This window comes from Thainema salinarum CENA647, assembly GCF_057732415.1.
Window position 1 is genome coordinate 259,583 of the sequence record NZ_JBYJZJ010000015.1, and the last position, 24,127, is coordinate 283,709.

Sequence of the window (24,127 nt, forward strand, 5' to 3'; positions counted from 1 at the left end):
TGCTCACCTTAATAACTCAGAGATATAAATGATTTATTTCTACTTAACGGCCCCAAAGGTGAGACCTCGAACCAGTTGCCGCTGACTGATCCAGCCAAAGATCAGGATGGGTGCGATCGCAAGTGTCGATGCGGCAGATAACTTGGCCCAGAACAGTCCTTGAGGGCTGGAGAAAGACGCGATGAACGCTGTTAACGGAGCGGCATCAAACGTCGTCAGATTCAGGCTCCAAAAGGCTTCATTCCAGGACAAAATGATTGAGAGAAGCGCAGTTGACGCAATCCCCGGTAGAGCCAGAGGCAGCAGCACATGTACCACTTCCTGCCAGGTGGACGCGCCATCCATGCGATCAGCTTCCAAAATTTCCTTCGGCACTTCCTTGAAGAAGCTGTAGATCATCCAGACCACAATTGGCAGGTTGATCAGCGTATAGATGATAATCAGGCCAATCCGGGTATCGAGCAGACCCGTTTCCCGCGCCAGAATGTAGATCGGTACCAAGACGCCAACTGCGGGCAGCATCTTAGTAGACAGCATCCACAGCAGCGTACCTTTTGTCCGTTTCGTCGGGAAAAACGACATGGCATAGGCGGCTGGAATCGCCAGCAGCAGGGCCAGAATCGTGGCTCCTAGAGAGATAATGACGCTGTTCCAGGCGAAGTTGAAGTAAGAGGCTCGTTCCTGGATGGCAACGTAGTTTTCCAAGGTCGGCTGGAAGAAGAGCTGAGGCGGAGTTGCCACCGCTGCCACTTCCGTCTTGAAGCTGGTGATAAACATCCAGAAGATGGGGAAAAAGAGGAGACAGGCCACCAGCCAGCCCAGCAGAGTTATCCACCATTGGTGGGACTTGTTACGTGCCATATCAGGTGTCCAAATTACGAGCAACACTGCGCATCAGGAAAATCGCGACGATGTTGGCCAGCACGACGGCAATCAAGCCGCCTGCCGACGCACCACCCACGTCAAATTCCAGTAGCGCTTTCAAGTAGATGTAGTAAGCCAAGTTAGTCGTGGCCAGTCCGGGGCCACCCCCGGTGGTGACGAAAATCTCTGCAAAGATGGTCAAGAAAAAGATGGTTTCGATCATCGCCACAACTGCGATCGCACGACTCAGGTGGGGCAGCACCACAAACCGAAATAACTGGGTCGCGTTAGCGCCATCCATGCGAGCCGCTTCCATCTGGTCGGCATCCAGCGACTGAATCGCCGTCAGCAGAATCAGCAGGGCAAAGGGCAGCCACTCCCAGGAAACAATGATGATAATGGCCAGCAGCGGCAGATCGGCAAACCAGTCAATGGCTCCTAAGCCTAGCCCCCGCGTGATTTGGGCGAACAGCCCGTTCACCGGATGCATCAGCATATTTTTCCAAATCAGGGCGCTGACTGTGGGCATGACGAAAAACGGTGAAATTGCCAGCACCCGCGCTACGCCGCGACCAGCAAAATCTTGATTAAACAGCACAGCCAGCAGTGTGCCAAGCCCGATGGTAATTACCAGTACCGACACCACCAGAATCAGTGTGATGCCAATGGAAATCCACAGAGCTGGATCAGTAAGAATGTAGGTAAAGTTCGCAAAGCCAACAAATTCACGATTTTCGGGCAGCAGCAGGTTATAGCGCTGGAAGGCAAACCAGATGGCCATCGCCAGCGGCACCACCATCCACAGCACCAGCACGATCACAGACGGAGCGACGAGTAGTCCCGCCGGAATTCGCTGTTGCGATCGCGCTTTTGTAGGTGGCGGTTGTTGTTGGGGTCTTGTTGCTACGGTGGAAGTCATATTTGAAGATGGTAAGGAGTAAGAGAGTGAGGAGTGAGAAGTTTTGAATAGAATTTTGAGTTTTGAATCTCTTGGGGTCCATTCCCCGCCGCTCTGCGGCGTAAGATCTAAGAATGAGTGAGTACATCCACAAGAGTCATAACGTAACAGTTTTGCTATACCACTTAGTGTTTCCAGCAAAGTATCGACGGGTTGTGTTTGATGAGCAAGTAGATGCGGTTCTGCGAGAGGTCTGCCTCGAAATCGAGAAACGCTACGAGGTGAAGTTTGTCGAAATTGGAGTGGACAAAGACCATGTCCATTTTCTAGTGCAGTCCGTGCCGACCTATAGTGTGACCAAACTGGTAACGATGCTGAAAAGTTTAACTGCACGAGAAGTCTTCAAACGATGCCCTCAAGTGAAGCAGAAACTTTGGGGAGGCGAGTTTTGGAGTGATGGATATTTTGCGAGTACAGTAGGCCGCCACGGGGATGAAGGAATGATCGCCAAATATGTTCAAGCCCAAGGCAAAGATTACCTCAAATTGCATCGGGATAATCAACTTGCTCTTTTTTGATTCTGATACCCCGTCCGCTTGCGGCGGGGTATTTCATTGTTGAATTTTGAGTTCTTCAATTCAAAACTAAGAACTCAAAACTTCCCAAATTACTCGATATATCCTGTATGTCGCATGAACCGTTCGGCGACGGTTTGCGATCGCTCAATCGCCTGATCTACAGATAGGTTATCGGCGAGAGCAGCGGCCATGCGTTGACCAACTTGGGTGCCAATGGCCTGGAACTCAGGGATATCAACGTATTGCACACCCTTATATGGAGTCGGTTCGGGGGAAGGATTCGTGATATCGGCAGACTGAATCGAGTTCAGCACGATTTCCGCAAAGGGAGCCGCATCCTGATAATTGGGATTCTCGTAGGTGGACTTGCGAGTGCCCGGAGGCGCAGACACCCAGCCCTTCTCCTCTGCGACTAGCTGGATATACTCTTTAGACGTGGCCCAAGCGACGAAGCGTTCAGCCTCTTCCGGTGATTGGGATGTCTCTGGAATTGCCAAAGCCCATGACCAGAGCCAGTTTGAGCCGTTAGGATAGGACTCAACCGGGGCACGAGCAAAGCCAATCCGATCAGCAACTTGAGACTCATCCGGATTAGAGAGCAAGCCAGCCGCCACCGTAGCGTCAATCCACATGCCGCATTTACCCGTAGAGAACAGAGCCAGGTTTTCGTTGAAACCGTTAGAGCTAGCTCCCGGTGGGCCATACTGGTTCATGATGTCCACATAAAAACTGATGGCATTCTGCCAGGCTGGCGTGTTGATGGTGGGGTTCCAGTCCATATCAAACCAGCGTCCGCCAAAGGTATTGACCAAGGTTGTGATATACCCCATGTTTTCACCCCAGCCCGGCTTACCGCGTAGGCAGATACCGTAGACACCATTATTAGGGTCATGTACCTGCTCTGCCCATTCAGCAACCTGTTCGTAGGTGGGGTTTTCAGGCACCGTAATGCCTGCCTGATTAAACAGATCGGTGCGGTAATACAGCATGGAACTTTCACCGTAGAAGGGCACCGCATAGAGCGTGTCCTCATAGGAAAGCCCAGTACGAATCGGGTCGAGCAGGTCGTCTACATCGTAGTCATCGGGTAGACCATCAAGCGATCGCAGCCAGCCCCGTCTGGCCCAAATGGGGGTTTCGTATGAACCAATCGTCAGGACATCGAACTGACCGCCCTGACTGGCAATGTCGGTAGTGGTACGCTGACGCAGAATGTTTTCTTCCAGAACAACCCAGTTCAGCTCAATATCTGGATTATCGGCTTCGAACTGACTGGATAGCTCCTGCATGACCACCATGTCGCCATTATTGACGGTGGCAATGGTTAAGCGGGTTTTCCCTTCTGCTTGTGGCCCTGCTGAACAGGCGTGGAGTAGCTGTACGAACAGGATACCAATGAGAAGCGCAACTACCAATTTGGCGAAGCGAAATAAGCGCATCGCACGGCTCCTCTAAATTGCAAAAATGAACTTAAAACGTAGTGGTACCCAGTAATGAATTTTTAGTTGTGTGAGCTTGGCTCACACAACTAGAAATTCACTACTTTTCAAAACCACTGATAAACTTAACTTGATTTTATGCTCTATTTTTGAGCAAAAGCCCAATAATGGAATCATACTGGTGTCCTTCCCAGAAATGAGGCATTTAGTAGTATTCGCAACAATTCTTGATTCTGAGGCAGGCTTTATGAATGCGATCGCAACGTATAGTTTCCAGGGCAAAACCATCCTAATCACAGGCGGGGCGGGGGAAATCGGCAAAGCCACTGCCCATCGATTCGCTGCCAACGGGGCAGGCATTGTGTTACTGGATATTAACGAAGCTCAGATGGCCAAGGTCGCTCAGGAGCTACAGCGCTACGATGTTGCTATCCACACCGTTCGCTGCGATGTGACGAATTTTGAGCAGGTTTCACAAGCGTTTGCGGGTGCAGTGCAGCAGGTGGGGCAGCTTGACTATGTGTTTAATAACGCAGGCTATCAGGGTGCGTTTGCGAAGACGGATGAGTATCCCGAAGCCGATTTTCAGAAAGTGATTGATATCAATGTAATCGGCGTTTTCCACGTCCTGAAGGCTGCTGCTCAGCAGCTCCGAGACAGCGGCGGAGCAATTGTCAATATGGCCAGCCACGCCGGGGTAGACGGGCCACCCAACATGTTGGCCTATGCCGCGTCCAAGTTCGCGGTGATCGGCATGACTCAGACAGCCGCAAAAGACCTGGCTCCCTACGGCATTCGCGTTAATGCGCTATCGCCTTCTTTGATCGGCCCTGGCTTCATGTGGACTCGGCAAACAGAACTACAGGCTGGAGTCGGTTCTCAGTATTTCGATCCCGACCCCAAAGTAGTGGAGCAACAGATGATTAACTCTGTGCCACTGCGTCGCTTGGGGCGTCTGGAGGAAGTGGCCAACGGTGTTGCCTTTCTGATGAGCAATGAAGCTAGTTATATTACTGGATTTAATCTAGACATTACCGGAGGGCAATAACTCCAAACGGCAATACTGAGCAAATCATCTAACTTTAAATATTTGCTCAATCTGTCCACAGATAGATGCTCAATCACTAAAGACTTTCCTTAAACATCCGCGTTCTAATATCCAGTCTGATTGAAAACCCATAATTTATTTTTGGTAGAACGTTTGCGGAGGAAGCATTTCACAAAAAATTAAATCGGGTTCTTACACGCAGACTTGACATAGCAGGACGGACTATGGCTATAAAATAAACTTTCCGCAAGAAATTTATATAGATGAAAATCAATCATTCTGCTTTGAATTTTGATTCAAACATCTACCTCGGTACTAAACCCTTAAAATTCAGATCTTTCTAAGATAGATAGCGAGCGGCTTTGAGGTGAAAGATGGGAGACCTATATGCAGAAAAACCAGAAAAACGCGATCGCAAATTGGATCAAGCAGCTCATGCCGCCTGGCTGTACTACATCGCTGGTAATACCCAAGAAGAAATTGCCACCAAGCTCAATGTGTCGCGACAGGCCGCACAGCGGTTAGTGGCTCTTGCCGTTAGTGAAAAGCTGATCAAATTTCGGCTGGATCACCCCCTCAGCGGCTGCATTGCCCTAGCCGAGTCACTGCGGGATAAGTTTAATCTAACTGTGTGTGAAGTCGTACCCAGTCCAGTCAATAACGGCGACTTACGCCGTAGTTTGGGCGTTTGTGCCGCCACCTATCTAGAGAACTACTTAACCGCCAAAACACCATCTATTCTGGCGTTTACCTCAGGCCGCACTCTGCGAGCAATGGTGGAGCAAATCCCGTCAATGGATCAGCCCCAGCACAAAATTGTCTCGATCATTGGCAACATGTCCCACTATGGCCTAGCGGGTCGCTATGAAGTGGTGATGCACTTGGCTGATCGCACGGGTGCCCAAGCATATCCGGTGCCAACCCCGGTCGTCGCCACCTGTGTGGAAGAACGAAAGCTGCTGCAAACCCAGCGCTCGTTTATGACCGTCAAATCCCTGGCAGAGCAGGCCAAAGTTACCTTTGTCGGCATCAGCGACATCGCCTGGAGTTCTCCCCTACACGAGAACGGCTTTATCAACGACGAGGAAGTGGCTGAGCTAATTGAGCTAGGAGCCGTCGGCGAAATCGCGGGCTGGGCCTACGATGCACAGGGTAAGCTGCTGCAAGCAGGCACCAATACCCGCGTTGCTAGCGTTCCCCTGGAACAGCCTGCTCAGAGGCTGATCATCGGCGTAGCGGGTGGCCTCAGCAAAATTGAAGCGATTCGAGCTACCCTCCAAGGAAAGCTGGTCAATGGACTAATCACCGATGAAACCGCCGCCGAAGCAATTTTAGACGGATAGAGGCTGGTAGGGGCGATATGTAGTTAGCGTAAGCATATGATGCCCTCATCCCCCAGCCCCTTCTCCCACAGGAGACTACTGTTTATACACTTCTGAATAGTCTTTATAAACCCCGGACTGATCTCCCTAAATCCCCCTTAAAAAGGGGGAACTTTGAGCCAATTCCCCCCTTTTTAAGGCAGGGCTGATTTATTGATGAGAGAAAAAAGATAATGAGATAGGTAACCATTTTTGCACAACAACTAAACCATGAGCCTCATCAGCCATCTCAAGCAAATTCCAGACTTTCGAACTCAACCGCGATATCCCCTGTGGGTCGTGCTGCTTTTGATCATCATGGCAACGATGAGTGGGTGCTTGGGTTACCGAGCGATTGAAGATTTCGTCGAACGGCATCAAACGGTGTTGCTGGACTGTTTAGAGCTGCCTCACACCCGACTGCCCGCCTACTCAACGATCCGCAAGGTGATCGTGCGAACCAACTTTGAACACCTGAGTCAAGCCTTCAATGACTGGGCAACAACGGCATTTGCGCCCCAAACCGGAGAACAACTGGCCACCGATGGCAAGAGTATCAAGGCAACCGTCACAGACTATGACCAAAGTTATCAAGACTTCGTCAGTGTCGTCTCTGCCTTCAGTGTGCAACAAGGGGTCGTGGTTGGACTCCAATCGATGCGAAACCAACAGCAAAGTGAGATTGTCACCGTGCAGACCTTGTTAGATGTCTTGCAATTCAAAGGAGTTTGCTTCAGTTTTGATGCGTTGCACACTCAAAAAAACGGTTGAGCAGATTATTGCCAGTGGCAATGACTACCTGATGGCCGTCAAGCCGAACCAACCTAAGCTGTTTGAGCATCTGCGAACCCAGTTTGAGCAATCGTTACCCACCAGTTCAGATTGCCAAGTTGAACGAACGCGTGAGCGCCAAACAAGTCGTACCGTCAGTGTTTTGGAATCAGTCGCAGGGATAGACCCCGGTTGGGTTGGAGTCGAGCGCATGGTTCGAGTCGAACGAGTCGGAACTCGTGACAACCAGCCTTACACTCAGACCATGTTCTACATCAGTTCACTCCCGTTGGATGCCGTAGGCTTTGCTCAGCACATTCGCTCTCATTGGCACATTGAGAATCGATTGCATTGGCCAAAGGATGTCGTGCTTCATGAAGATCACGCCCCTTTGTGTGATGGTCATGCACCGACCAATTTTGCGATTGTGCGAACGATTGCGGTCAATCTGTTTCGCCAAGCCGGATTTGCCTCCATCACCAAGGGACTGCGGCATTTAGCCCACGATATCCCCCGTCTATTTTCCTTTTTTCAATAAATCAGCCCTGCCTTTTTAAGGGGGGCTAGGGGGGATCTCAACGTCAAAACGAAGTCTAGGAGACTTATGTATAAACAGTAGCTTCTCTAGGAGAGGGATTTAGGGTGAGGGCAATTCCATGCTGCAACTATCCTCGTACTTTGGTTGTTATCTCTGCCACTCGCTGTCCCAAGGCGCGGGCAATGTCGAGATCTTCGGGTTTTGGCTGGAGTTCGCCTTGGCCACCTGCGATCGCACTTGCACCGTAGGGTGTGCCGCCGCGTGCTTCGGTGTGAATCATGCCGCGAACTGAATAGGGCACACCAACAATCAGCATTCCGAGATGCAGCAGGGGCACCATCATGGTCAGCAGGGTTGTTTCCTGTCCACCGTGAGTCGATGCGGTTGAGGTGAACACCCCAGCAGGTTTGCCCTCCATTTCGCCGTTGAGCCACAAGCTAGCCGTGGAGTCTAGAAGCTGTTTCATCTGGGCGGTCATGTTGCCATACCGCGTCGGAGATCCCATGATCACTCCGTCTGCTTCCCGTAAGTCATCGACGGTGCAAACGGGGATATCTTGCTGCTGGTCGCGCACCTGGCGAGCGGCGTCATTGTTGTCAATGATTTGATTGACCGCATCAAATTCCTGTACTCGACGCAGAACAACCTCAACTCCTGCAACCTGTCCGGCTCCTTCCGCAACGGCTCGTGCCAATTGCAGTGTGTGACCGTACATGGAGTAGTAAACAACCAAAACTTTCATATTGTCTCCCGAATAAGCACCTCCTCATACTGGTGGAGTTTGCCGGATTCGGAATCCCTCAAGGGTTGGATTTGAGTAGCTGTACGGGCTTTAACGTTTGCTCGATAAAGACGTATTTTCTAGCTCTCGTGGGTCTTGAATCGATCGATCCTGTAACCAAGCAAACATTGCAGAAGCTCCCAGTAAAATCAAGGTGATAATACTGACAATCTGCATCATAATGACGTATCGCATAGGTATTTCATGCATTAGAACTACACGAGATTGAAATGCTCCATGTGGACATTGGTTGCAGGGACGTCCAAATCATGAAGCGCGGCTTCAACCTGCTCCATCATGACGGGAGCGGCACAGATAAAGTAGTGTCGGCTGCCCCGATGAATGGGAATGTATCGTTGCAACAGGTCTTTATTGACGTAGCCAGTTTCGCCAGTCCAGTCTTCGGGCGGCTTGCGCAACACGTGAATGATCGTCAGATCCAGGGAGTCAACCAGGGTATCCAACTCCTCGCGGAAGGTTATATCTTCCCAGCCTTTGTTGGCATAAATGAGTAAAAACGGGCGATCGTCTTTCCGTTCAGCCGCAGTGACCAGCATACTCATCATGGGAGTGATGCCGATTCCACCTGCAATCAGGACGAATCCGGCAGAGTCCCAATAGAGATCGCTTGTAAACACGCCGTAAGGACCATCAAGATATGCTTTTGTCCCCGGCTCAACGTCCTTAATGGTTCGAGTAAAATCTCCCAGCGCTTTGATGGTGAATTCTAGTCTTTCAGGATGATCGCCGCTGGAAGACATGGAAAAGGGATGTTCACGCATTCGAAAGGGCGTAATATCAAGGGTTATCCAGGCAAACTGTCCAGGCTGGAACCGGAACCCTTCGTGTCCTCTAGGACGAACAGCCAGTGTCCATACATTTCCCCTTTGAGGAATGACCTCTTCTACCAAGTAGGGGCGTCTGGTCATCATCCAAGGTTTGACAATGCGCACGTAAATCAGTAGCCACAAAGCGGCCAATGCGATCGCACTCCACAACAGCTGTTTCCAAAATAGTCCCAGATAATAGCTCACTCCTATTGCATGGGCTAAACCCAAAATCACAGCTCCCACAGCTAAGATGCCATGACTTGTGCGCCATAGCTCATATGGGATGCGAAGGCGCTGTCGCCAAATTGAGGTTATAACCAGTGCTATCAGGGCTAGGGTGCCAGTCACGGCAAATCTGGCTCGCCAGGGAGCCTCGACTATATTCAGTAACCCTAGCGTTTCGGGTTGGTCGATAAAGAGAACGAGGGGATGAATCAGGATCAAGGCGAAAGCCACCAGAGAGATATAGCGGTGGAATTGCAGGATGATGTCAATCCCGTAAGATGCCTCAATCCGATTGATGCGGGCGGTGAGGGCAAACTGAAGGGCTAACATTGCTAACCCAACAAATCCTAGGGCAACTGAAAAATCTGTCCAGAAGCTTCGTTCATTAAGGGCAGGAGGGTATAGCAGTAGGATAAAAAGAGGCAGCAGAGCAATCGCCAAATAAACGGCGATCCAAAAGGCAGCCACTGCAACCGGGCTTCTCATTAATAGTCGTTGCATTTCGACCTGTCTATTCTTCAAGTACTGACATGAAGTTCGATTTAAACCTAGTCCATTTTTGTGAAAGACTAGCCGAGCCAGTCGTTCACAGAAACAAATTGGATTCTGATATACGGATTACATGTTCTATGTCTAAGCGCAGCGTTAGTTTCGGACAATCAAGCTAAGTTTGCCTGGAAATAGAGTTCTCCCCTATTAGACCTATATCTGATGCTAAGGACACCCTCCAAAGTGCAGATTAGTAGCAGAATCGGATGGAGTTGACCTAAAAAGCAAATCTCATTCTCAATCAAGTTAAGTGCGATCGCACTTTATCTCTATTGCGATCGCAGATCTTATCCTCATTCAGAAAAGTGCGATCGCAGCAAAGATTAGGTGCGATCGCAGATCTTATCCTCATTCAGAAAAGTGCGATCGCCCATCTCATCCTCATTCAGAAAAAGTGCGATCGCAGATCTCATCCTCACTCAGAAAAGTGCGATCGCCCATCTCATCCTCATTCAGTTCAAAAGCAGGGAATTTATCTGTTCCTTATCTATGCCAACATTTGTATTGGTTCCTCGTCAAAACGTTATCTAGCTTAAATCTAGCTAGATTAATAGGCATCAGGCGATCTAGCAAATTTTGGAATCCTATAGTTACAGAGGCGCGCTACTAGGTGTTACCTATGTTATGCCAAGGCTAGCTAGCCCATCATAATTACCTCAACTGTTGACACCTAAGTTTGCCTTGAAGTAATTATGAAGTCGTAAAGAAACGCTATAAGCAAATAATTTATAATGGCAAAATACGGCAACAGCAAGTATTCTCAAACTCAGTATCGGTTTTCTGTCTATTCTCTGCCACAACCTTGTAAAAACTAGTTATTATTTTTGAGTTCTTTTACCTAGTTTCAATTTTTTCTGTTTCTATTCCTCTTCTTCGTGGTTATTTTTCTGATGTGATGGTGGCAAAGTCAGAGATTGATGAAACTCAGTTATGATACGACGTGTTTCTTCATTTGGCTTTCCAAGCGCAGCTCCGAACTCGGTCATGACGCGACGCATTTCCTCATTTGGTTTTCCAAGTGCGGCTCCGAACTCAGTTATGACGCGACGCATTTCCTCATTTGGTTTTCCAAGTGCGGCTCCGAACTCAGTTATGACACGACGTGTTTCTTCATTTGGTTTTCCAAGTGCGGCTTCAAACTCAGTTATGATACGACGCATTTCCTCATGTGATTTGCCCAAAGATAGTAGAGATTTTTCTTCCTTCTCGATTTCTTCCACTTCTTCCGGTGTTAAACGATTTTCGGCTTTTACTCCCGTCGTGTCAACAAAATGCTTTATACCTTCAACCATATCCTCAAAGAGATAGACTTCAGGCTCAGATGCAATACTACACAGTTCATCATATAGGAAGCGGTTCAGGAAACCCTTACCACCATGAACCGTACCGTAGTCACCATCTCTAGAGATGATCCATAGTCGTTTCTTTCCCCTGAAATGGGTAAGAATCTGCTCCCAAGTCAGTTGATCACCTATCGAATTCGTACTTTTTCCTGGTGGATTGCCGCTAGTTCCAACTTATTTTGTGTCAGCGTTCCTGAGCAATGGTCTTCTGCCATTCAACGATGAGGCAATCAGCCAATTGCGAACCCAGTTGTCGTGATAGCGGAAGCCGTTGAGTTGCTCAAAGGGGCATAAGCACCCGCCCATTGCTTTGCGAGTCTTGCGACAAAAGGGATGGAAGTTCCAGAGTAAGGCCATCGAGCGCACCGACTGTTCCGCCGAGTCCCAGAATCCATGAAAATCTTGCATGGCATACAAGATGCGGTCAAGATAGTTCATCGGACGGTCAACCTGATTGCTGGTGCGATAGGCGTCAGGGAAGTCAAAGGCGCGTTGGAAGACGTGAGATTTGTCGTTGAGGCGTCGCAAGCGAGCGTCAATGGCCTGGGGCAACGCGTGGGTGTTCACCCACTCCAGCAACCGACGCAACCGTTGAGCAAAGTGACGTTTGCTCTGGCCCCGATACAGATGCCAAAGCTTGTCGGCTAGTTGCTGACCCAGGACTGGTTTAGAGCGGCACCCATCGCGAATTTTAATCACCTCATGCAGGAAGCACAGAATCCAGACCAGGCCAGGGAATAGCTCCTCCCAAGCGGCTCGGGTGGCCTCCCAACCATCAGTCGTCACCGTCTCGGGCGCATAGTCGGGAACATGATGGGCAGCTTCCTGCTGGAATACCCCATAGGCTGCGGTTAATCCATCCTGACCCGCATTGGCACTGAGACTGGCTCCCAGGACGCACCCTTGCGCCGCTGTCACTGCCAGATAGACTCGCTGCCCGTGCCAATCACAATGCTTCTCATCGGCAACTAGATGGGGGGGAGCGCCGTTTCCCTTTTGAGGGTACTGCCCACAATCGAGGCTCGACCGAACGACTGACAGAGCCGATACCAGTGCATCTCAGAACGGCCCAGCACATAGGCAATCCCCTCATACGACAGGCCATGCTTTCTTAAATAGAGCGCTTTGTCGGCCATCTCCGCCGTCTCGCTCATGTACGGCATCACCAAATCGGGACGCAGTTGATAAGCCTCTCCGGTACTCGGCAGCAAAATCCGCCGGGTCTTGAGCTGTTGACGAGAGGACTCGACCCATCCGTGAAAGCGATAGCCTGCCTCAATCCCGTCGGGAAACAGTTCCGGGTGGGATGCGATCTGCTCGTTGAGATACTGGCGAAAGGCTTCCCGGTCTTCTACTAAGACCTCGTAGTCAAGGTCGTCTGCAATGGGCAGACAAATCGTTTTATCGCCTGCTGTGCCACGCTTGCGTCGTTGCTGAGCCATCGGCTTTGGCCTGCTGAACTCTCTGCCTCAATTCTACTCAACACAAACTTGGGTGGAACTAGGAATATTCCATTATTCGCGACCAAGCCGCTGAAGCACCCCATGGGGCGGCTGTCCAAAATCCGATTGAACCGCGTGATGCTCAACTCTACATTTGGGTTGTGCAACCCAACGGCACCGTGCAGTTCCGGCAAGTCAGTCTACGCGATTCGCTTTCTGCCAGCTCTGTCCAAAGCATCGTCACAGAGGCCCGCTTAGCGCTCACGGGTCGCAGCCTGAATACCGCTGTGGCCAACAATCGCGGCATTGGTATAGTGGCCGATGCCGCTAGAAGTACACCCATTCGCCCAGGAGACTTTGTCAGACGCCAGGGAGACTTGCCCAATATCGCTCCCTACCAAGTGGTTTCAGTGTCTGCTGATGGCCAAACGGTCACCGTGACGCATCCCGAATTTGTATTGCCCAATCCCGTGCTGCCCGTGGATCAAATTTATCGAGTGGACGAAGCAACACCAAAAGCTAACCCACTTCAGCAACTGCACGCTCTGCTGATTGATCCGATCTCGGATTTGCTCCCCTCTGATCCAACAGCCCCTGTTATCTTCGTGCCCCAAGAGCATCTCTTCCTCGTCCCCTTCGCTGCTCTCCAGGACGATCAGGGACAATACTTAATTGAGCAATACACACCTGTCATAACTCCCTCTATCCAAACCCTTGAACTGCTTAATCAGACGACTACCAACTCAAGAGCTATCACTACAGAAGCCCTGATTGTAGGCAATCCCAGCCCCATGCCTGGCAACTATGCTCCTCTACCCAGTGCTGAGACCGAAGCCGCGTCGATTGCCGAGCTACTCTCAACCTCTCCTCTTCTCGGTGATGTCGCAACAGAGTCACAAATCAAAGATCAGCTTTCTTCTGCCAGCCTCATTCACTTAGCGACTCATGGACAGTTTGATGAATCCCAACCGCTACAGGGAGCCGTTGCTCTAGCTCCAGATGCCCGAAATGACGGCTTTTTAACAGCGGCTGAAATTCTTGATCTGCCATTGCAGGCTGATCTGGTCATTCTGAGCGCTTGCGACACGGGACGAGGCAGAATTACGGGTGACGGTGTGATTGGTCTGTCTCGCTCATTCATGGCGGCTGGTGTACCCAGAGTCGTTGTCTCCCTGTGGCAAGTGCCAGATGCTCCGACAGCAGAGCTAATGATTGCCTTCCACCAACAACGACTCCAAGGTTTAGATACCGCTCAAGCGCTTCGCCAAGCCATGCTTTCAACCCGTGAGGTTTATCCTGACCCAGCAGTATGGGCTGCCTTCGTTCAGATTGGGAGTACCTCAGCTCCAGGAATTGCTGATTTTTAGGATGAATGGTGATGTGGGAGCACCGTCCCACATCACCATTCATCCCCAGATTAAGCAACGCCCAATTCCATAGGCTGTTTTATATCCAGTCTGGATATTAGACCTTATCGGAAATTGTTTTGTAGCGCGGCGGAGCCGCGCTACAAAACAATTTCCAACCCCAAAAACTTTATTTCCAATAAAGTCTATTAGACACCAGAGGGAGGTGCTGCAGCGCGTCGAAGCCATCCCATTACGTGGAGTGCGCCCCCGGCTAAAAATAGAAGAAGGGCTGGAATGTTGTAGAAAGGCAGATGACGAGCAATGGCTCCGAGGCCAAAGGCCAATGTAAAAATCAGCCAGACGTAACCTAAACCAAGCCAATAAGCCGATCTCAGTCTCATGATGTTGATGTCGTAGCGGGGACAGTGAGCCATTGGGGACGTACCCATTCAATGGCAGCAACAATGACCAACACAATCCAAACGGGCAGCGTCACCAGCCACACAATCAACGGACACTGTTGTCCAACTTGGTAGTACAGCCCGATTTGATACAGGTGCATGAGATGGGATGCCGTTAGCGTGAGCCACAAATAGCGGCGATTGACTTGAATCCAATGGGCTACCTCTGAAGCAACGAGGGCAATGGGTTGGGCAACGAACACCAGCCACAGTGGAATGGCTGTGGTCAACGACGTGACCCGTAGGGCCAGCAAGAGCGTTTCGGGTGTGGGCTGAGGATAGAGGATCAGGTGAGAGACGAGCAGGATAGCCAAAGTCGCAATCACAAACCCAACCCAGCCTAAGCGGTTTGATCGGATAGTCGAAGAGGGGCTGTTCATATGCGGTTCTGGGGCTGAGAGGATGAGGCAGGTCAAGAAACCGCCTATAGCTTCACGCAAAACGGCATGGCTTACGGAGAGAAAGCATATAAAAGAATTCGCATCAGGACGGGAACTCGTATATGAAAGCTTTCTCATTTTGGCTTCACTGAACCTTTAGAGACGAACGCCATTATTAACTTAGGCTTAACCAGCTTATTGCCAAGCGGGATGTTCTGCCCCATAGCGGAGCAATCGCCGCCTGACACATTAATAAGTCATTAAGCCCCAAAGCCCGAATCTCTAACAAAAACCTAGCTGAGTTTTCTATGAGATAGATGTAAAACATCTATCTCATAGAAAACGTTTCTAAAAGTCAATCTGTAAGGAAAAGAAACGTGTTCTCACTCAATCAAATTAAACACCCCTTATCTAGTCAGATAAGGCGACGGTTTAGTGCATCTCCATCACCTAATTTAAGAACACTAAACGATCAGCTCTGTTCGACTGCATCGCCTGTTCCTGACCAACGGCGCTGGCGGATTGCTCTCTACTCCCATGACACAATGGGACTCGGTCACAAGCGGCGCAACCTCCTGATTGCTCAAACTCTGGGGGCATCAGCGCTGAATGCCGACATCTTGATGATTAGCGGCATGAGGGATGCCAGTGATGTGCCGACACCCGCTGGAGTGGACTGCCTAACGCTACCCGCTCTTTATAAATGTGCCGATGGTCAGTATCAATCCCGCCGTTTAGGGCTGACCTTGGAAGAAATGATTGGAATGCGATCGCAACTGATTCGCACCGCCATTAAAAGTTTCCAGCCCGATATATTGATTGTTGACAATGTGCCGCGCGGAGCCGTGCGCGAGCTTGATCCAACCTTAGAGTATATTAAGTCGCAGCCTCAGATCCGCTGTGTTCTCGGTTTGCGGGATGTGCTCGACACGCCAGCCGCCGTCCAGCGAGATTGGCAACGAGCCGATAATGAAACAGCTATTCGTCGCTACTATGATGCAGTCTGGGTTTATGGCGATCCAGCGGTATATGATCTCCGTCAAGAATATGATTTACCGCCCGATATTATTAGCAAAATTCGTCCACTGGGTTATCTAGATCAGCGATCGCGACTGCGCTATGCCAATCCTGGTTTATATGCCAGCTTAGATGCGCTGGCACTACCCGAAACGGATTTGGTATTGTGCCTGGTGGGTGGTGGCCAGGACGGTGCAACACTAGCGGCAGCCTTTGCTCAAGCGACGTTTCCGACTCACACAACTGGCGTCTTACTGACTGGTCCCTTCATGCCGCCGGAACAGAAGCAGCAGCTTCATGCTTGGGCCATAGCCAATCCTCAACTCCGCATCATTGATTATCTAGACGAACCTACGCTACTGCTGGAACGAGCCAGTCGAATTGTTGCGATGGGTGGCTACAACACAACCTGCGAAGTTCTTTCTTTCCAGAAACCAACGCTGCTAGTCCCGCGCGTTACTCCTCGCCTAGAGCAGTGGATTCGGGCCGAACGTCTTCAACAGATGGGTTTAGTCGATGTCCTGCACCCTACGGCCATCAATCCCGATACGCTAACGGATTGGCTACATCAGCCAATCCAGCCACCACCCTACCCCGCCGTGAATCTCTGCGGTTTGGACAATCTGCTGCTGGAGCTGCAGTGCCTACTATCCGAATCGCATCTGACCACTGTCCGAGCCTCTTGAAGATTAACAGCTGGACAACGCCGTATCGCATTAACCATAAGGCTTTAGCACGACCAATAGGTTGAAGTTGGTTGGCGATGTCCACCCTCTACTAGCTGGTTAAACATGTAATTTACTCAACTCATTTGGCTAACATGCGTATTGCTTACATCGTTAAACGGTATCCCCGCTACTCAGAAACCTTTATTGTCAATGAAATTCTGGCCCATGAAGCTGCTGGACTAGACCTGCACATCTTTGCCCTGCGTCCTCCCGTGGACACTCACTTTCAGGACAAGATCAGCCAGGTGCGTGCGCCTGTTACGTATTTGCGGAAACCTTCACAAGGTCGCGTTACTCCAGCTTTAAACAGCCTCAATCCGACCGCTGCCAGTTACCTTTGGGCTGAAATGCAGCAGGCTGCTCAGGTGATACCCAACTTTTGGCAAAAGCTGGAGTATGCCGCAGGCGAATCCGCTAGCGTGGTTTATCAAGCCGCTTGGCTGGCGCAAGAGATTCGGCAGCGAGGCATTACCCATCTTCATGCCCATTTTGGCAGTGTTGCCACGAGCGTCGCCCGCATCGCCGCCCATTTTGCCGATGTACCCTATAGCTTTACGGCTCATGCAAAAGACATCTTTCATGACAGCGTCGAGCCAGAAGACCTGCGGCGCAAGCTTCAGGATGCCGCAGCAGTCATTACGGTCAGTGACTACAACGTTGCCTATCTTAAACAGCAATTTGGCACAGCCGCACAGACGGTACAGCGCATTTACAACGGTATGGATTTAGCTAACTTACAGTACCAGCCTCCTAGCCAGCGGCCAGCCAAGATCCTGTCGGTTTGTCGGTTAGTGGAAAAGAAGGGATTAGCTCACTTGATCGACGCCTGTCATCTCCTGCGACAGCGAGGTTGTGAGTTTACCTGTCAGATTGTCGGCACTGGGCCACTAGAGTCAGAACTGCGATCGCAGATCCAAGCTCATCATTTAGATGACTGGGTGGAAATTCTTGGCCCCCGACCTCAGCGCGAAGTCTTTCAGCTCATGCAATCAGCAGCGGTCTTTGCCGCGCCCTATGTGATTGGTTCCGACGGCAATCGGGATGGGTTACCGACTGCGTTATTAGAAGCGATGGCACTGGGCACGCCCTGTGTCGCCACGGATGTAACAGGTATTCCCGAAATTATTCGCGACGGGAAAACGGGTCTACTCGTTGCCCAGCATGATGCTCCAGGTTTAGAAACGGCCCTAGAGCGGTTCTTGACAGAACCGGATTTACGGCAAACGGTTGCGCGTCAAGCCCGAACGCTGATTGAAACAGAGTTTGACATCACTCGCAATGCTGCCGAATTGCGATCGCACTTTCAGTCCCAGTCTCGTCCAGCCCCTACGCTTCAGGAGGTATAGTTTATGCGGGTTGCTTATGTTTGCGCCGATCCGGGCATTCCAGTTTTCGGTCAAAAGGGTTGCTCTATCCATGTTCAAGAGGTGATTCGAGCATTTCGTCATCAAGGTGCAACTGTGGAGCTATTTGCCGTGCGTTTAGATGGTGATCCACCATCGGACTTAGAAGACTTGAAAGTACATCGTTTGCCACCCGTACCAAAAGGTGACGCTGCCCTTCGAGAGCAACTGGCCTTCTCAACCAATCCCGATTTATATACTGATTTGAAGCTGGCAGGCCCCTTTGATCTGGTCTACGAACGCTACTCCTTGTGGAGTTACAGCGCGATGGAGTATGCCCAGCACATGGGAATTCCAGGGCTGCTGGAGGTGAATGCACCGCTAATTGAGGAGCAAGCGCAGCACCGCAGCCTGATTAACCGAGATGTAGCTGAACAGGTGGCTCAGCGAGTGTTTCAATCCGCTAGTGGCATCATTGCAGTATCACAAGCTGTCAAGCAGTATCTCAGCAACTGGGTTAGTGCAGAGAACATCCATGTCATCCCCAACGGCGTTGATCACCACCGTTTTCTCAATCGCTGCCAGCCGAGTCATCGCGCCGCCAGCGACACATTTACCGTTGGCTTTGTCGGTTCTCTCAAACCCTGGCATGGCCTTTCTCATCTGGTTAACGCCTTTGATCAGCTCTATCAGCGGGTTCCCAAAGCTCGTTTACTGATTGTCGGCAATGGGCCGCAAAGCGAGTCCCTGATAGCCGATTTACAGCAGCGCAACCTGCAAGCTGTCACTCATCTAACTGGCGCGGTTCCCCCAGCTGCCATTCCCAAACTCCTGTCCGCAATGGATGTGGCCGTTGCCCCTTATCCGGCCAGTGCTGAGTTCTATTTCTCTCCCTTGAAAGTAGTCGAATATATGGCAGCAGGATTACCCGTCGTCGCCAGCCATATTGGGCAGATCAGCGAACTGATCGACGATGGCGTCACTGGGTTGCTCTGCCCTCCAGGCAACGAAGCGGCCTTAGCGACAGCACTCGAACAGCTCTGGCAATCGCCTCCTCTGAGACGCGACTTGGGACAAGCCGCCCGACAGCAGATTCTGACCCACCATACTTGGGACACCATCGCCCAACGCATACTTGCGATCGCACAAGTCCACACCCTCCCACTCCCCAACTTCCCAACTCGCCAACTCCCCCACTTACACCGTATTCCAGAAAAAACACCTCTATGACCCGCTCCACCCCCATCCAACAAACAGTACCTGGCTTATGGCGCATCGTCTGCACCTTTTGGCCCTATATTCGACAGCAGCGGGGATTACTGATGATTTCCGGCCTAGCGCTACTCGCGGATGTTGGGCTGCGGGTACTAGAACCCTGGCCGCTCAAAATCATCTTTGACTATGTGCTAATTCCTGCTCGTACAGAGGGTTCTAATCCCCTATCTGGCTTGGCTGCGCTCGATCCGGTGCTCCTACTGACATTCACGGCCATCAGCGTCATTGTCATTACCGGACTTCGTGCGATCGCAGCGTATTGGAGTACCGTCAGCCTGGCAATTGTCGGCAGCCGGGTGATGACCCAAGCGCGGAATCAGCTCTACCGCCATCTCCAGCGGTTATCTTTGCGCTATCACAGTCAAGCCCGCAGCGGTGACTTGATTGTGCGCGTCAGCAGCGATGCCAGCCGTCTTCAGGAAATTCTACTCACAGCCGCTTTGCCACTCGTCGTCAGCCTTTTGACGCTAGCGGGCATGGTCATCGTCATGGCTTGGCTCGACTGGAAACTAACGCTGCTCTCGCTGGTGACATTTCCCCTCTTTGCCCTAGCGGCAACCCGCTTGAGCCGCCGTATCCGCAGTGCATCCCTCTATCAACGGCAGCAGGAGGGAGCCGTAGCGGCCACGGCAGCGGAATCCCTGTCTGCCATTAAGCTGGTGCAGGCTCTGTCGCTCGAACAGGCTTTTGCCGATCTCTTTGCTCAGCAGAATCACCGCAGCCTGAAGGAAAGCGTTGAAACCAAGCGGTTAGCGGCTCACCTAGAGCGTACTGTAGACGTGATTATTGCTCTCGGTACAGCGCTAGTGCTGTGGTACGGTGCGCGCTTAGTAATCCAGGATGCCCTCTCACCGGGCGATGTGCTGGTGTTCCTGACCTATCTCAAGAATGCCTTTAAGCCAGTGCAGAATTTTGCCAAATACACAGGTCGCCTGGCCAAAGCCGCCGCCTCTGGTGAGCGAATTCTTAACGTGTTAGAGCAAACGCCCGACGTGTGCGATCGCAAAACAGCCCAACCAGCTCCCATCTTCCGAGGCCAAGTACAGCTCACAAATCTCCACTTTGCCTATGAACCCGGTCACAGCGTCCTGCGAGGGATTAATCTAACGGCCCAGCCGGGACAACAAATCGCCATTGTCGGAGCATCCGGTAGCGGCAAGTCCACCCTAGTCAGCCTGCTGCTGCGGCTCTACGATCCAACGGCTGGGCGGATTCTGATTGATGGACAGGATATTCGCGACTATACCCTGGATAGTTTGCGTCCCCAGATCAGCGCCGTTCTGCAGGATAGCCTGCTGTTTGCCGCCACAATTCGGGAAAATATTGCTCACGGTGTAGCCGGAGTCAGCGATGCCGAGATTGAGGCAGCGGCTCGGTTAGCCAATGCCCATGAATTTATCACCGCGTTACCCCAGGGTTACGACACTGTAGTCGGTGAACGTGGCACAACTTTATCAGGAGGACAGCGCCAGCGAATTGCGATCGCACGTGCCGCCATCCGCCGCACACCAATTTTAATCCTGGATGAGCCAACCACTGGCCTCGATAATGCCAATGAGCAAGCCGTAATTGAAGCATTGCGGAGACTAGCCTGCGATCGCACCACTTTTTTAATTACCCACAATCTATACTTGGCCACCCAAGCCGATCAAATTCTCTATCTGGAGCAGGGTCAAATCCTCGAACAGGGCACCCACGCCGCCCTCATGCGCCGCCAGGGACACTACGCCGCACTCTACCAGATGCAGTCTGCCGTCCAAGATGCAAACTCCTCCACCTCTCCCCAACCCACCTAAAGTAGAGCAGCATCACCCACCATTCACTCCCCGTCTGAGTTTCGAGGCCCGATAGACAACGCCACCCAACGCCTCTCACCCACCTACCCATCCACCCATCCACCCATCTACCCATCTACCCATGACCACTCCCAACCTCCTCCGCACCACCCGTCACCCACTCAGCTTAGATCCCCGAATCCCCTTCCTAGCCGATGCTCTTGACTGCTATCAGGCTCAAACTCAGTTGTGTAGAGTAATTCCCACCCTGCGCCAGGTCAATGCGGCCACGCTAGTTCGTCATAAACCAGGCCGTCGTGCGCTTATCGAATACCAGTTAACAACAACGACCGAATCTTTCACTCTACTGGGCAAAATTCGCGCCAACGGTACCGACTGGAAAAGCTACCACCTTCAGCAGTCGCTTTGGCAGCAGGGATTTGCAGCCGATAGTCCAGATGGTTACTCTGTCCCTCAACCAATCGGAATCATCCCAGCTTGGCAAATGTGGCTACAGCGTAAAGTGCCCGGTATACCCGTTACTGATCAATTACCGATCGGGGACATTTCTCTAGCGAACCGGATTGCAGGTCTAGCCTATAAGCTGCACTGTACTCCCATTCCCACCAGCAAAACGCATACCCTCCAGGATGAACTACGTATTCTGCATGAACGTTTGCCTCAAGTCAGTCAGCAGTTTCCCCAGTGGCAGTTCCGAATTGAGCAAGTTTTGGCTGCCTGTGATCAGCTAGCCTCTCGGATTGCAACAGAACCTAGCGACTTAACAGGTATTCATCGTGATTTCTATGGTGATCAGATTTTGGTCGATTGCGATCGCATGTGGTTAGTCGATCTCGATCTGTACTGCCAAGGTTCTCCAGCATTGGACATTGGTAACTTTATTGCCCACATCACCGAACAAAGTCTGCGTCAACTGGGCAACTCGGCAGCCATGAACGCACAAGAAATCAAACTGCGAGAAACATTTATCGAAACCTGGACTGTCCACACTGCCACTCAAACCGAAACGAGCGGCTCAGCATCCTCAGGTACTGCTTCAATCGCCAATGCGCTACGGCAAGAGATTGAGCTGTATACTGTACTCACACTAGTCCGTCACATTCACATCAGTACGCGCATCCCTACTCGGCGGCCTTATACGGAATCGATTTTGTCGCTGTGTGAAGGACGACTTCGAGAAATAATGCAGTAAGAGTTCTCGTCCCAATTAACCTCTTGAATCCCTCACACCCTCGGCCCTCAAAAGCTTTGTCTTCTGAGGGCTATTTTGTTGCTACAGCGCCAGTCATGCGGCAGCGTTGATTCTCGCCCTTTCCCAACGGAATCGGTTACTAAACCAAATCCAGGTTGAAAAGTAGAGTTTTCCCTGAGGGAAAACTCTACTTTTCAACCCTGTTGGGGTTTATAGCGGTTCTAGATAAGAACGAGAGAGAAGAGTGCCTCATCATGAGGCACTCTTCTCTCTCGTTCTCTCACTCTTAACTGGAATCACTATAACCCAGCGGATGTCAGGGACTGACAACGGCAGACAGGAACCTTTTGCTATGAAGGTTCTTCGAAATAAGAGAAGATGTGAAAACCATTTCAAGGGGATTGAGAGAAATTGCTTTGAATCGTCAATCGGCAAAATCGGAACCAGGTCATTGGTGGCAGCAGGGATTTAGTGAGTCTCGCACTCGCATCTTGATTTGCTATCTGATCTTGATGTTCATTTCAAGCCTAGTGTCTGTCCTAACTGTCCGCCAAATCCTCTTAGCCAAGTTGGAAGAGCGGGTGCAACAATCGCTTCAGCAAGAAATCGAAGAGTTTCGGCAGTTGCGCAACGGTAATGATCCCGATACGGGTCAACCCTTTGGCAATGACATTGAGGCCGTTTTCGATGTGTTTCTCTCACGCAACATCACTGAAGATGATGAGTTTTTGGTGACGATCTCCAACGGTGAGTTTTATCGCGCCAGTTCTTTAGCCCTGCCGACAGCGCTCCAGCCTGATTCACCGCTAATTGAACGCTGGGCGCAGTTGGCTCAGGCGCAGCAAGGGGTTGAAACCACTCCGTCCGGCACCATTCGCTATCAAGCAGAACCTGTACGCATTTTCTATCAAACAGAACCCGTACCAGCCACAGGGCAAGTCGGCGGCGTGTTTGTCGTGGCCTACATCACAACGATGGGTGAGCGAACTGAAATTAATGAAGCCATTCAAACTATTATTCAGGTTTCGCTGATTGTTTTAGCGATCGCATCTTTCTTAGCCTGGCTCGTGGCCGGACAGGTTCTCGCACCGCTGCGGCTATTGAGCCAAACCGCTCGTTCCATCAGCGAGTCGAATCTGACCGAACGCATTCCGGTACGGGGCAAGGGTGATATTGCCAAACTTGCCATCACGTTCAACGACATGATGGATCGAATCGAGGCGACCTTCAATAGCCAGCGACAGTTACTGAATGATGTCGGGCATGAACTGCGCACACCCATCACCATCATTCGGGGACATCTAGAGCTCATGGGCTCAACCCCAGAAGAGCAGCAAGAAACTCTCGATATTGTCCTGGATGAACTCGACCGCATCAGCCGATTTATCAACGAGTTAGTTCTCCTTGCCAAGGCCGAGCACCCCAACTTTCTATTGCCCACAACTATCGATCTTCAATCATTCACCGAGGAAGTCTACGTCAAAATGAAGACGCTTGCTGACCGGAATTGGCAGCTAGAAGCCGTTGGCAGCGGACAGTTCGTGGCCGATCGCCAGCGCCTCACAGAAGCCATCATCAATCTGGCCCAAAATGCCACTCAGCATACGGAAATCGGAGATACGATTGCCCTTGGCTCTGCCCAAAGCCAGGAGCAGGTCTATCTATGGATACGAGACACCGGCGAAGGAATTGGCTTTGAGGATCAGCAGCGGATCTTTGAGCGCTTCGTCCGGGGCCACAGTCGCTATCGTCGCTCTGAGGGGTCGGGCTTAGGCCTCTCCATTGTACGGGCAATTGCCCAAGCCCACGGTGGCCGCATCGATCTCCATAGCCAACCCGATCAGGGATCTATTTTCACCTTTGTTTTGCCGCTGATCCGCAGTTCGGCTATCAAACCCCAGAGTGATTGTCTGCAATAG

Annotated in this window: 21 protein-coding genes and 1 pseudogene; 12 read left to right on the forward strand and 10 right to left on the reverse strand. The window is 51.1% G+C overall.

Annotated elements, in window-relative coordinates; translation table 11 throughout:
* Positions 1–39: 39 nt before the first annotated feature.
* Together AC286M_RS02990 and AC286M_RS02995 are read right to left on the reverse strand one after the other, a co-directional pair.
* The gene (locus tag AC286M_RS02990) at positions 40–861 is read right to left on the reverse strand and encodes a carbohydrate ABC transporter permease (protein WP_488202967.1); all 822 of its coding nucleotides are present in this window, start codon (positions 859–861) and stop codon (positions 40–42) included.
* Position 862: 1 nt separating this feature from the next.
* A complete protein-coding gene (locus AC286M_RS02995; protein ID WP_488202968.1) occupies positions 863–1,783 on the reverse strand; it encodes a carbohydrate ABC transporter permease in 921 nt (306 codons plus the stop codon).
* Positions 1,784–1,896: 113 nt separating this feature from the next.
* Here AC286M_RS02995 and tnpA point away from each other — a divergent pair, with 113 nt between their 5' ends.
* Positions 1,897–2,340 carry an IS200/IS605 family transposase gene (gene tnpA / locus AC286M_RS03000; RefSeq protein ID WP_488202591.1) on the forward strand — a complete coding sequence of 148 codons (444 nt, stop codon included), beginning with the start codon at positions 1,897–1,899 and terminating at the stop codon, positions 2,338–2,340.
* Positions 2,341–2,429: 89 nt separating this feature from the next.
* On the opposite strand, the gene AC286M_RS03005 is transcribed toward tnpA, so the two are convergent.
* Positions 2,430–3,779 (reverse strand): ABC transporter substrate-binding protein, encoded by a 1,350-nt coding sequence (locus AC286M_RS03005; RefSeq protein ID WP_488202969.1) that lies wholly within the window; start codon positions 3,777–3,779, stop codon positions 2,430–2,432.
* 247 nt (positions 3,780–4,026) lie between these two features.
* On the opposite strand from AC286M_RS03005, the gene AC286M_RS03010 reads away from it, so the two are divergent.
* The 3 genes and pseudogenes from AC286M_RS03010 to AC286M_RS03020 all read left to right on the forward strand — a co-directional run bounded on the left by AC286M_RS03010 (position 4,027) and on the right by AC286M_RS03020 (position 7,497).
* Entirely contained in the window at positions 4,027–4,827 is an 801-nt protein-coding gene (locus AC286M_RS03010; protein WP_488202970.1) for an SDR family NAD(P)-dependent oxidoreductase, read from the forward strand.
* A 374-nt stretch (positions 4,828–5,201) separates the two neighbouring features.
* Positions 5,202–6,170 carry a sugar-binding transcriptional regulator gene (locus AC286M_RS03015; RefSeq protein WP_488202971.1) on the forward strand — a complete coding sequence of 323 codons (969 nt, stop codon included), beginning with the start codon at positions 5,202–5,204 and terminating at the stop codon, positions 6,168–6,170.
* Between the two features lie 249 nt (positions 6,171–6,419).
* A pseudogene (locus AC286M_RS03020) lies at positions 6,420–7,497 on the forward strand (ISAs1 family transposase).
* Positions 7,498–7,624: 127 nt separating this feature from the next.
* On the opposite strand, the gene wrbA reads toward AC286M_RS03020, so the two are convergent.
* A complete protein-coding gene (wrbA, locus tag AC286M_RS03025) occupies positions 7,625–8,239 on the reverse strand; it encodes an NAD(P)H:quinone oxidoreductase (protein WP_488202972.1) in 615 nt (204 codons plus the stop codon).
* A 254-nt stretch (positions 8,240–8,493) separates the two neighbouring features.
* Positions 8,494–9,834, reverse strand: a complete 1,341-nt coding sequence (locus AC286M_RS03030; protein WP_488202973.1) for a ferredoxin reductase family protein — start codon at positions 9,832–9,834, stop codon at positions 8,494–8,496.
* A 320-nt stretch (positions 9,835–10,154) separates the two neighbouring features.
* Here AC286M_RS03030 and AC286M_RS03035 point away from each other — a divergent pair, with 320 nt between their 5' ends.
* On the forward strand, positions 10,155–10,418 hold the full coding sequence (locus tag AC286M_RS03035) for a hypothetical protein (protein ID WP_488202974.1): 264 nt from the start codon (positions 10,155–10,157) through the stop codon (positions 10,416–10,418).
* 324 nt (positions 10,419–10,742) lie between these two features.
* Here the strand turns inward: AC286M_RS03035 and AC286M_RS03040 are convergent, their stop codons facing one another.
* The 3 genes from AC286M_RS03040 to AC286M_RS03050 form a co-directional block, all read right to left on the reverse strand.
* Positions 10,743–11,174: a hypothetical protein gene (locus AC286M_RS03040; RefSeq protein WP_488202975.1), complete on the reverse strand. Its 432-nt coding sequence runs from the start codon at positions 11,172–11,174 to the stop codon at positions 10,743–10,745.
* 225 nt (positions 11,175–11,399) lie between these two features.
* The gene (locus AC286M_RS03045; RefSeq protein WP_488202632.1) at positions 11,400–12,143 is read right to left on the reverse strand and encodes a hypothetical protein; all 744 of its coding nucleotides are present in this window, start codon (positions 12,141–12,143) and stop codon (positions 11,400–11,402) included.
* A gap of 50 nt (positions 12,144–12,193) precedes the next feature.
* Positions 12,194–12,667, reverse strand: a complete 474-nt coding sequence (locus AC286M_RS03050; RefSeq protein ID WP_488202633.1) for a hypothetical protein — start codon at positions 12,665–12,667, stop codon at positions 12,194–12,196.
* A 161-nt stretch (positions 12,668–12,828) separates the two neighbouring features.
* On the opposite strand from AC286M_RS03050, the gene AC286M_RS03055 reads away from it, so the two are divergent.
* Positions 12,829–14,034 (forward strand): CHAT domain-containing protein, encoded by a 1,206-nt coding sequence (locus AC286M_RS03055; RefSeq protein ID WP_488202976.1) that lies wholly within the window; start codon positions 12,829–12,831, stop codon positions 14,032–14,034.
* A 188-nt stretch (positions 14,035–14,222) separates the two neighbouring features.
* Here the strand turns inward: AC286M_RS03055 and AC286M_RS03060 are convergent, their stop codons facing one another.
* Positions 14,223–14,417 (reverse strand): hypothetical protein, encoded by a 195-nt coding sequence (locus tag AC286M_RS03060; RefSeq protein WP_488202977.1) that lies wholly within the window; start codon positions 14,415–14,417, stop codon positions 14,223–14,225.
* Positions 14,414–14,857, reverse strand: a complete 444-nt coding sequence (locus AC286M_RS03065; RefSeq protein WP_488202978.1) for a hypothetical protein — start codon at positions 14,855–14,857, stop codon at positions 14,414–14,416. The genes AC286M_RS03060 and AC286M_RS03065 overlap by 4 nt, the downstream gene beginning before the upstream one ends.
* Before the next feature lie 377 nt (positions 14,858–15,234).
* Between AC286M_RS03065 and AC286M_RS03070 the strand changes: the two genes are divergently transcribed.
* The 6 genes from AC286M_RS03070 to AC286M_RS03095 all read left to right on the forward strand — a co-directional run bounded on the left by AC286M_RS03070 (position 15,235) and on the right by AC286M_RS03095 (position 24,127).
* A complete protein-coding gene (locus tag AC286M_RS03070; protein ID WP_488202979.1) occupies positions 15,235–16,560 on the forward strand; it encodes a glycosyltransferase family protein in 1,326 nt (441 codons plus the stop codon).
* A 134-nt stretch (positions 16,561–16,694) separates the two neighbouring features.
* Positions 16,695–17,948: a glycosyltransferase family 4 protein gene (locus AC286M_RS03075; RefSeq protein ID WP_488202980.1), complete on the forward strand. Its 1,254-nt coding sequence runs from the start codon at positions 16,695–16,697 to the stop codon at positions 17,946–17,948.
* A 3-nt stretch (positions 17,949–17,951) separates the two neighbouring features.
* The gene (locus AC286M_RS03080) at positions 17,952–19,175 is read left to right on the forward strand and encodes a glycosyltransferase family 4 protein (protein ID WP_488202981.1); all 1,224 of its coding nucleotides are present in this window, start codon (positions 17,952–17,954) and stop codon (positions 19,173–19,175) included.
* Positions 19,172–21,016: an ABC transporter ATP-binding protein gene (locus tag AC286M_RS03085; protein ID WP_488202982.1), complete on the forward strand. Its 1,845-nt coding sequence runs from the start codon at positions 19,172–19,174 to the stop codon at positions 21,014–21,016. The genes AC286M_RS03080 and AC286M_RS03085 overlap by 4 nt, the downstream gene beginning before the upstream one ends.
* A 121-nt stretch (positions 21,017–21,137) precedes the next feature.
* Positions 21,138–22,208 carry a phosphotransferase family protein gene (locus AC286M_RS03090; protein ID WP_488202983.1) on the forward strand — a complete coding sequence of 357 codons (1,071 nt, stop codon included), beginning with the start codon at positions 21,138–21,140 and terminating at the stop codon, positions 22,206–22,208.
* A gap of 416 nt (positions 22,209–22,624) precedes the next feature.
* Complete coding sequence (locus tag AC286M_RS03095; protein ID WP_488202984.1) at positions 22,625–24,127, forward strand: sensor histidine kinase; 1,503 nt, start codon at positions 22,625–22,627, stop codon at positions 24,125–24,127.

Excerpts from the sequence above, each read along its gene's own strand:
- AC286M_RS02990 (WP_488202967.1), bottom strand. The coding sequence starts at position 861 with ATGGCACGTAACAAGTCCCACCAATGGTGGATAACTCTGCTGGGCTGG.
- AC286M_RS02995 (WP_488202968.1), bottom strand. The coding sequence starts at position 1,783 with ATGACTTCCACCGTAGCAACAAGACCCCAACAACAACCGCCACCTACA.
- tnpA (WP_488202591.1), top strand. The coding sequence starts at position 1,897 with ATGAGTGAGTACATCCACAAGAGTCATAACGTAACAGTTTTGCTATAC.
- AC286M_RS03005 (WP_488202969.1), bottom strand. The coding sequence starts at position 3,779 with ATGCGCTTATTTCGCTTCGCCAAATTGGTAGTTGCGCTTCTCATTGGT.
- AC286M_RS03010 (WP_488202970.1), top strand. The coding sequence starts at position 4,027 with ATGAATGCGATCGCAACGTATAGTTTCCAGGGCAAAACCATCCTAATC.
- AC286M_RS03015 (WP_488202971.1), top strand. The coding sequence starts at position 5,202 with ATGGGAGACCTATATGCAGAAAAACCAGAAAAACGCGATCGCAAATTG.
- wrbA (WP_488202972.1), bottom strand. The coding sequence starts at position 8,239 with ATGAAAGTTTTGGTTGTTTACTACTCCATGTACGGTCACACACTGCAA.
- AC286M_RS03030 (WP_488202973.1), bottom strand. The coding sequence starts at position 9,834 with ATGCAACGACTATTAATGAGAAGCCCGGTTGCAGTGGCTGCCTTTTGG.
- AC286M_RS03040 (WP_488202975.1), bottom strand. The coding sequence starts at position 11,174 with ATGGTTGAAGGTATAAAGCATTTTGTTGACACGACGGGAGTAAAAGCC.
- AC286M_RS03050 (WP_488202633.1), bottom strand. The coding sequence starts at position 12,667 with ATGGCTCAGCAACGACGCAAGCGTGGCACAGCAGGCGATAAAACGATT.
- AC286M_RS03060 (WP_488202977.1), bottom strand. The coding sequence starts at position 14,417 with ATGAGACTGAGATCGGCTTATTGGCTTGGTTTAGGTTACGTCTGGCTG.
- AC286M_RS03065 (WP_488202978.1), bottom strand. The coding sequence starts at position 14,857 with ATGAACAGCCCCTCTTCGACTATCCGATCAAACCGCTTAGGCTGGGTT.
- AC286M_RS03075 (WP_488202980.1), top strand. The coding sequence starts at position 16,695 with ATGCGTATTGCTTACATCGTTAAACGGTATCCCCGCTACTCAGAAACC.
- AC286M_RS03080 (WP_488202981.1), top strand. The coding sequence starts at position 17,952 with ATGCGGGTTGCTTATGTTTGCGCCGATCCGGGCATTCCAGTTTTCGGT.
- AC286M_RS03085 (WP_488202982.1), top strand. The coding sequence starts at position 19,172 with ATGACCCGCTCCACCCCCATCCAACAAACAGTACCTGGCTTATGGCGC.
- AC286M_RS03090 (WP_488202983.1), top strand. The coding sequence starts at position 21,138 with ATGACCACTCCCAACCTCCTCCGCACCACCCGTCACCCACTCAGCTTA.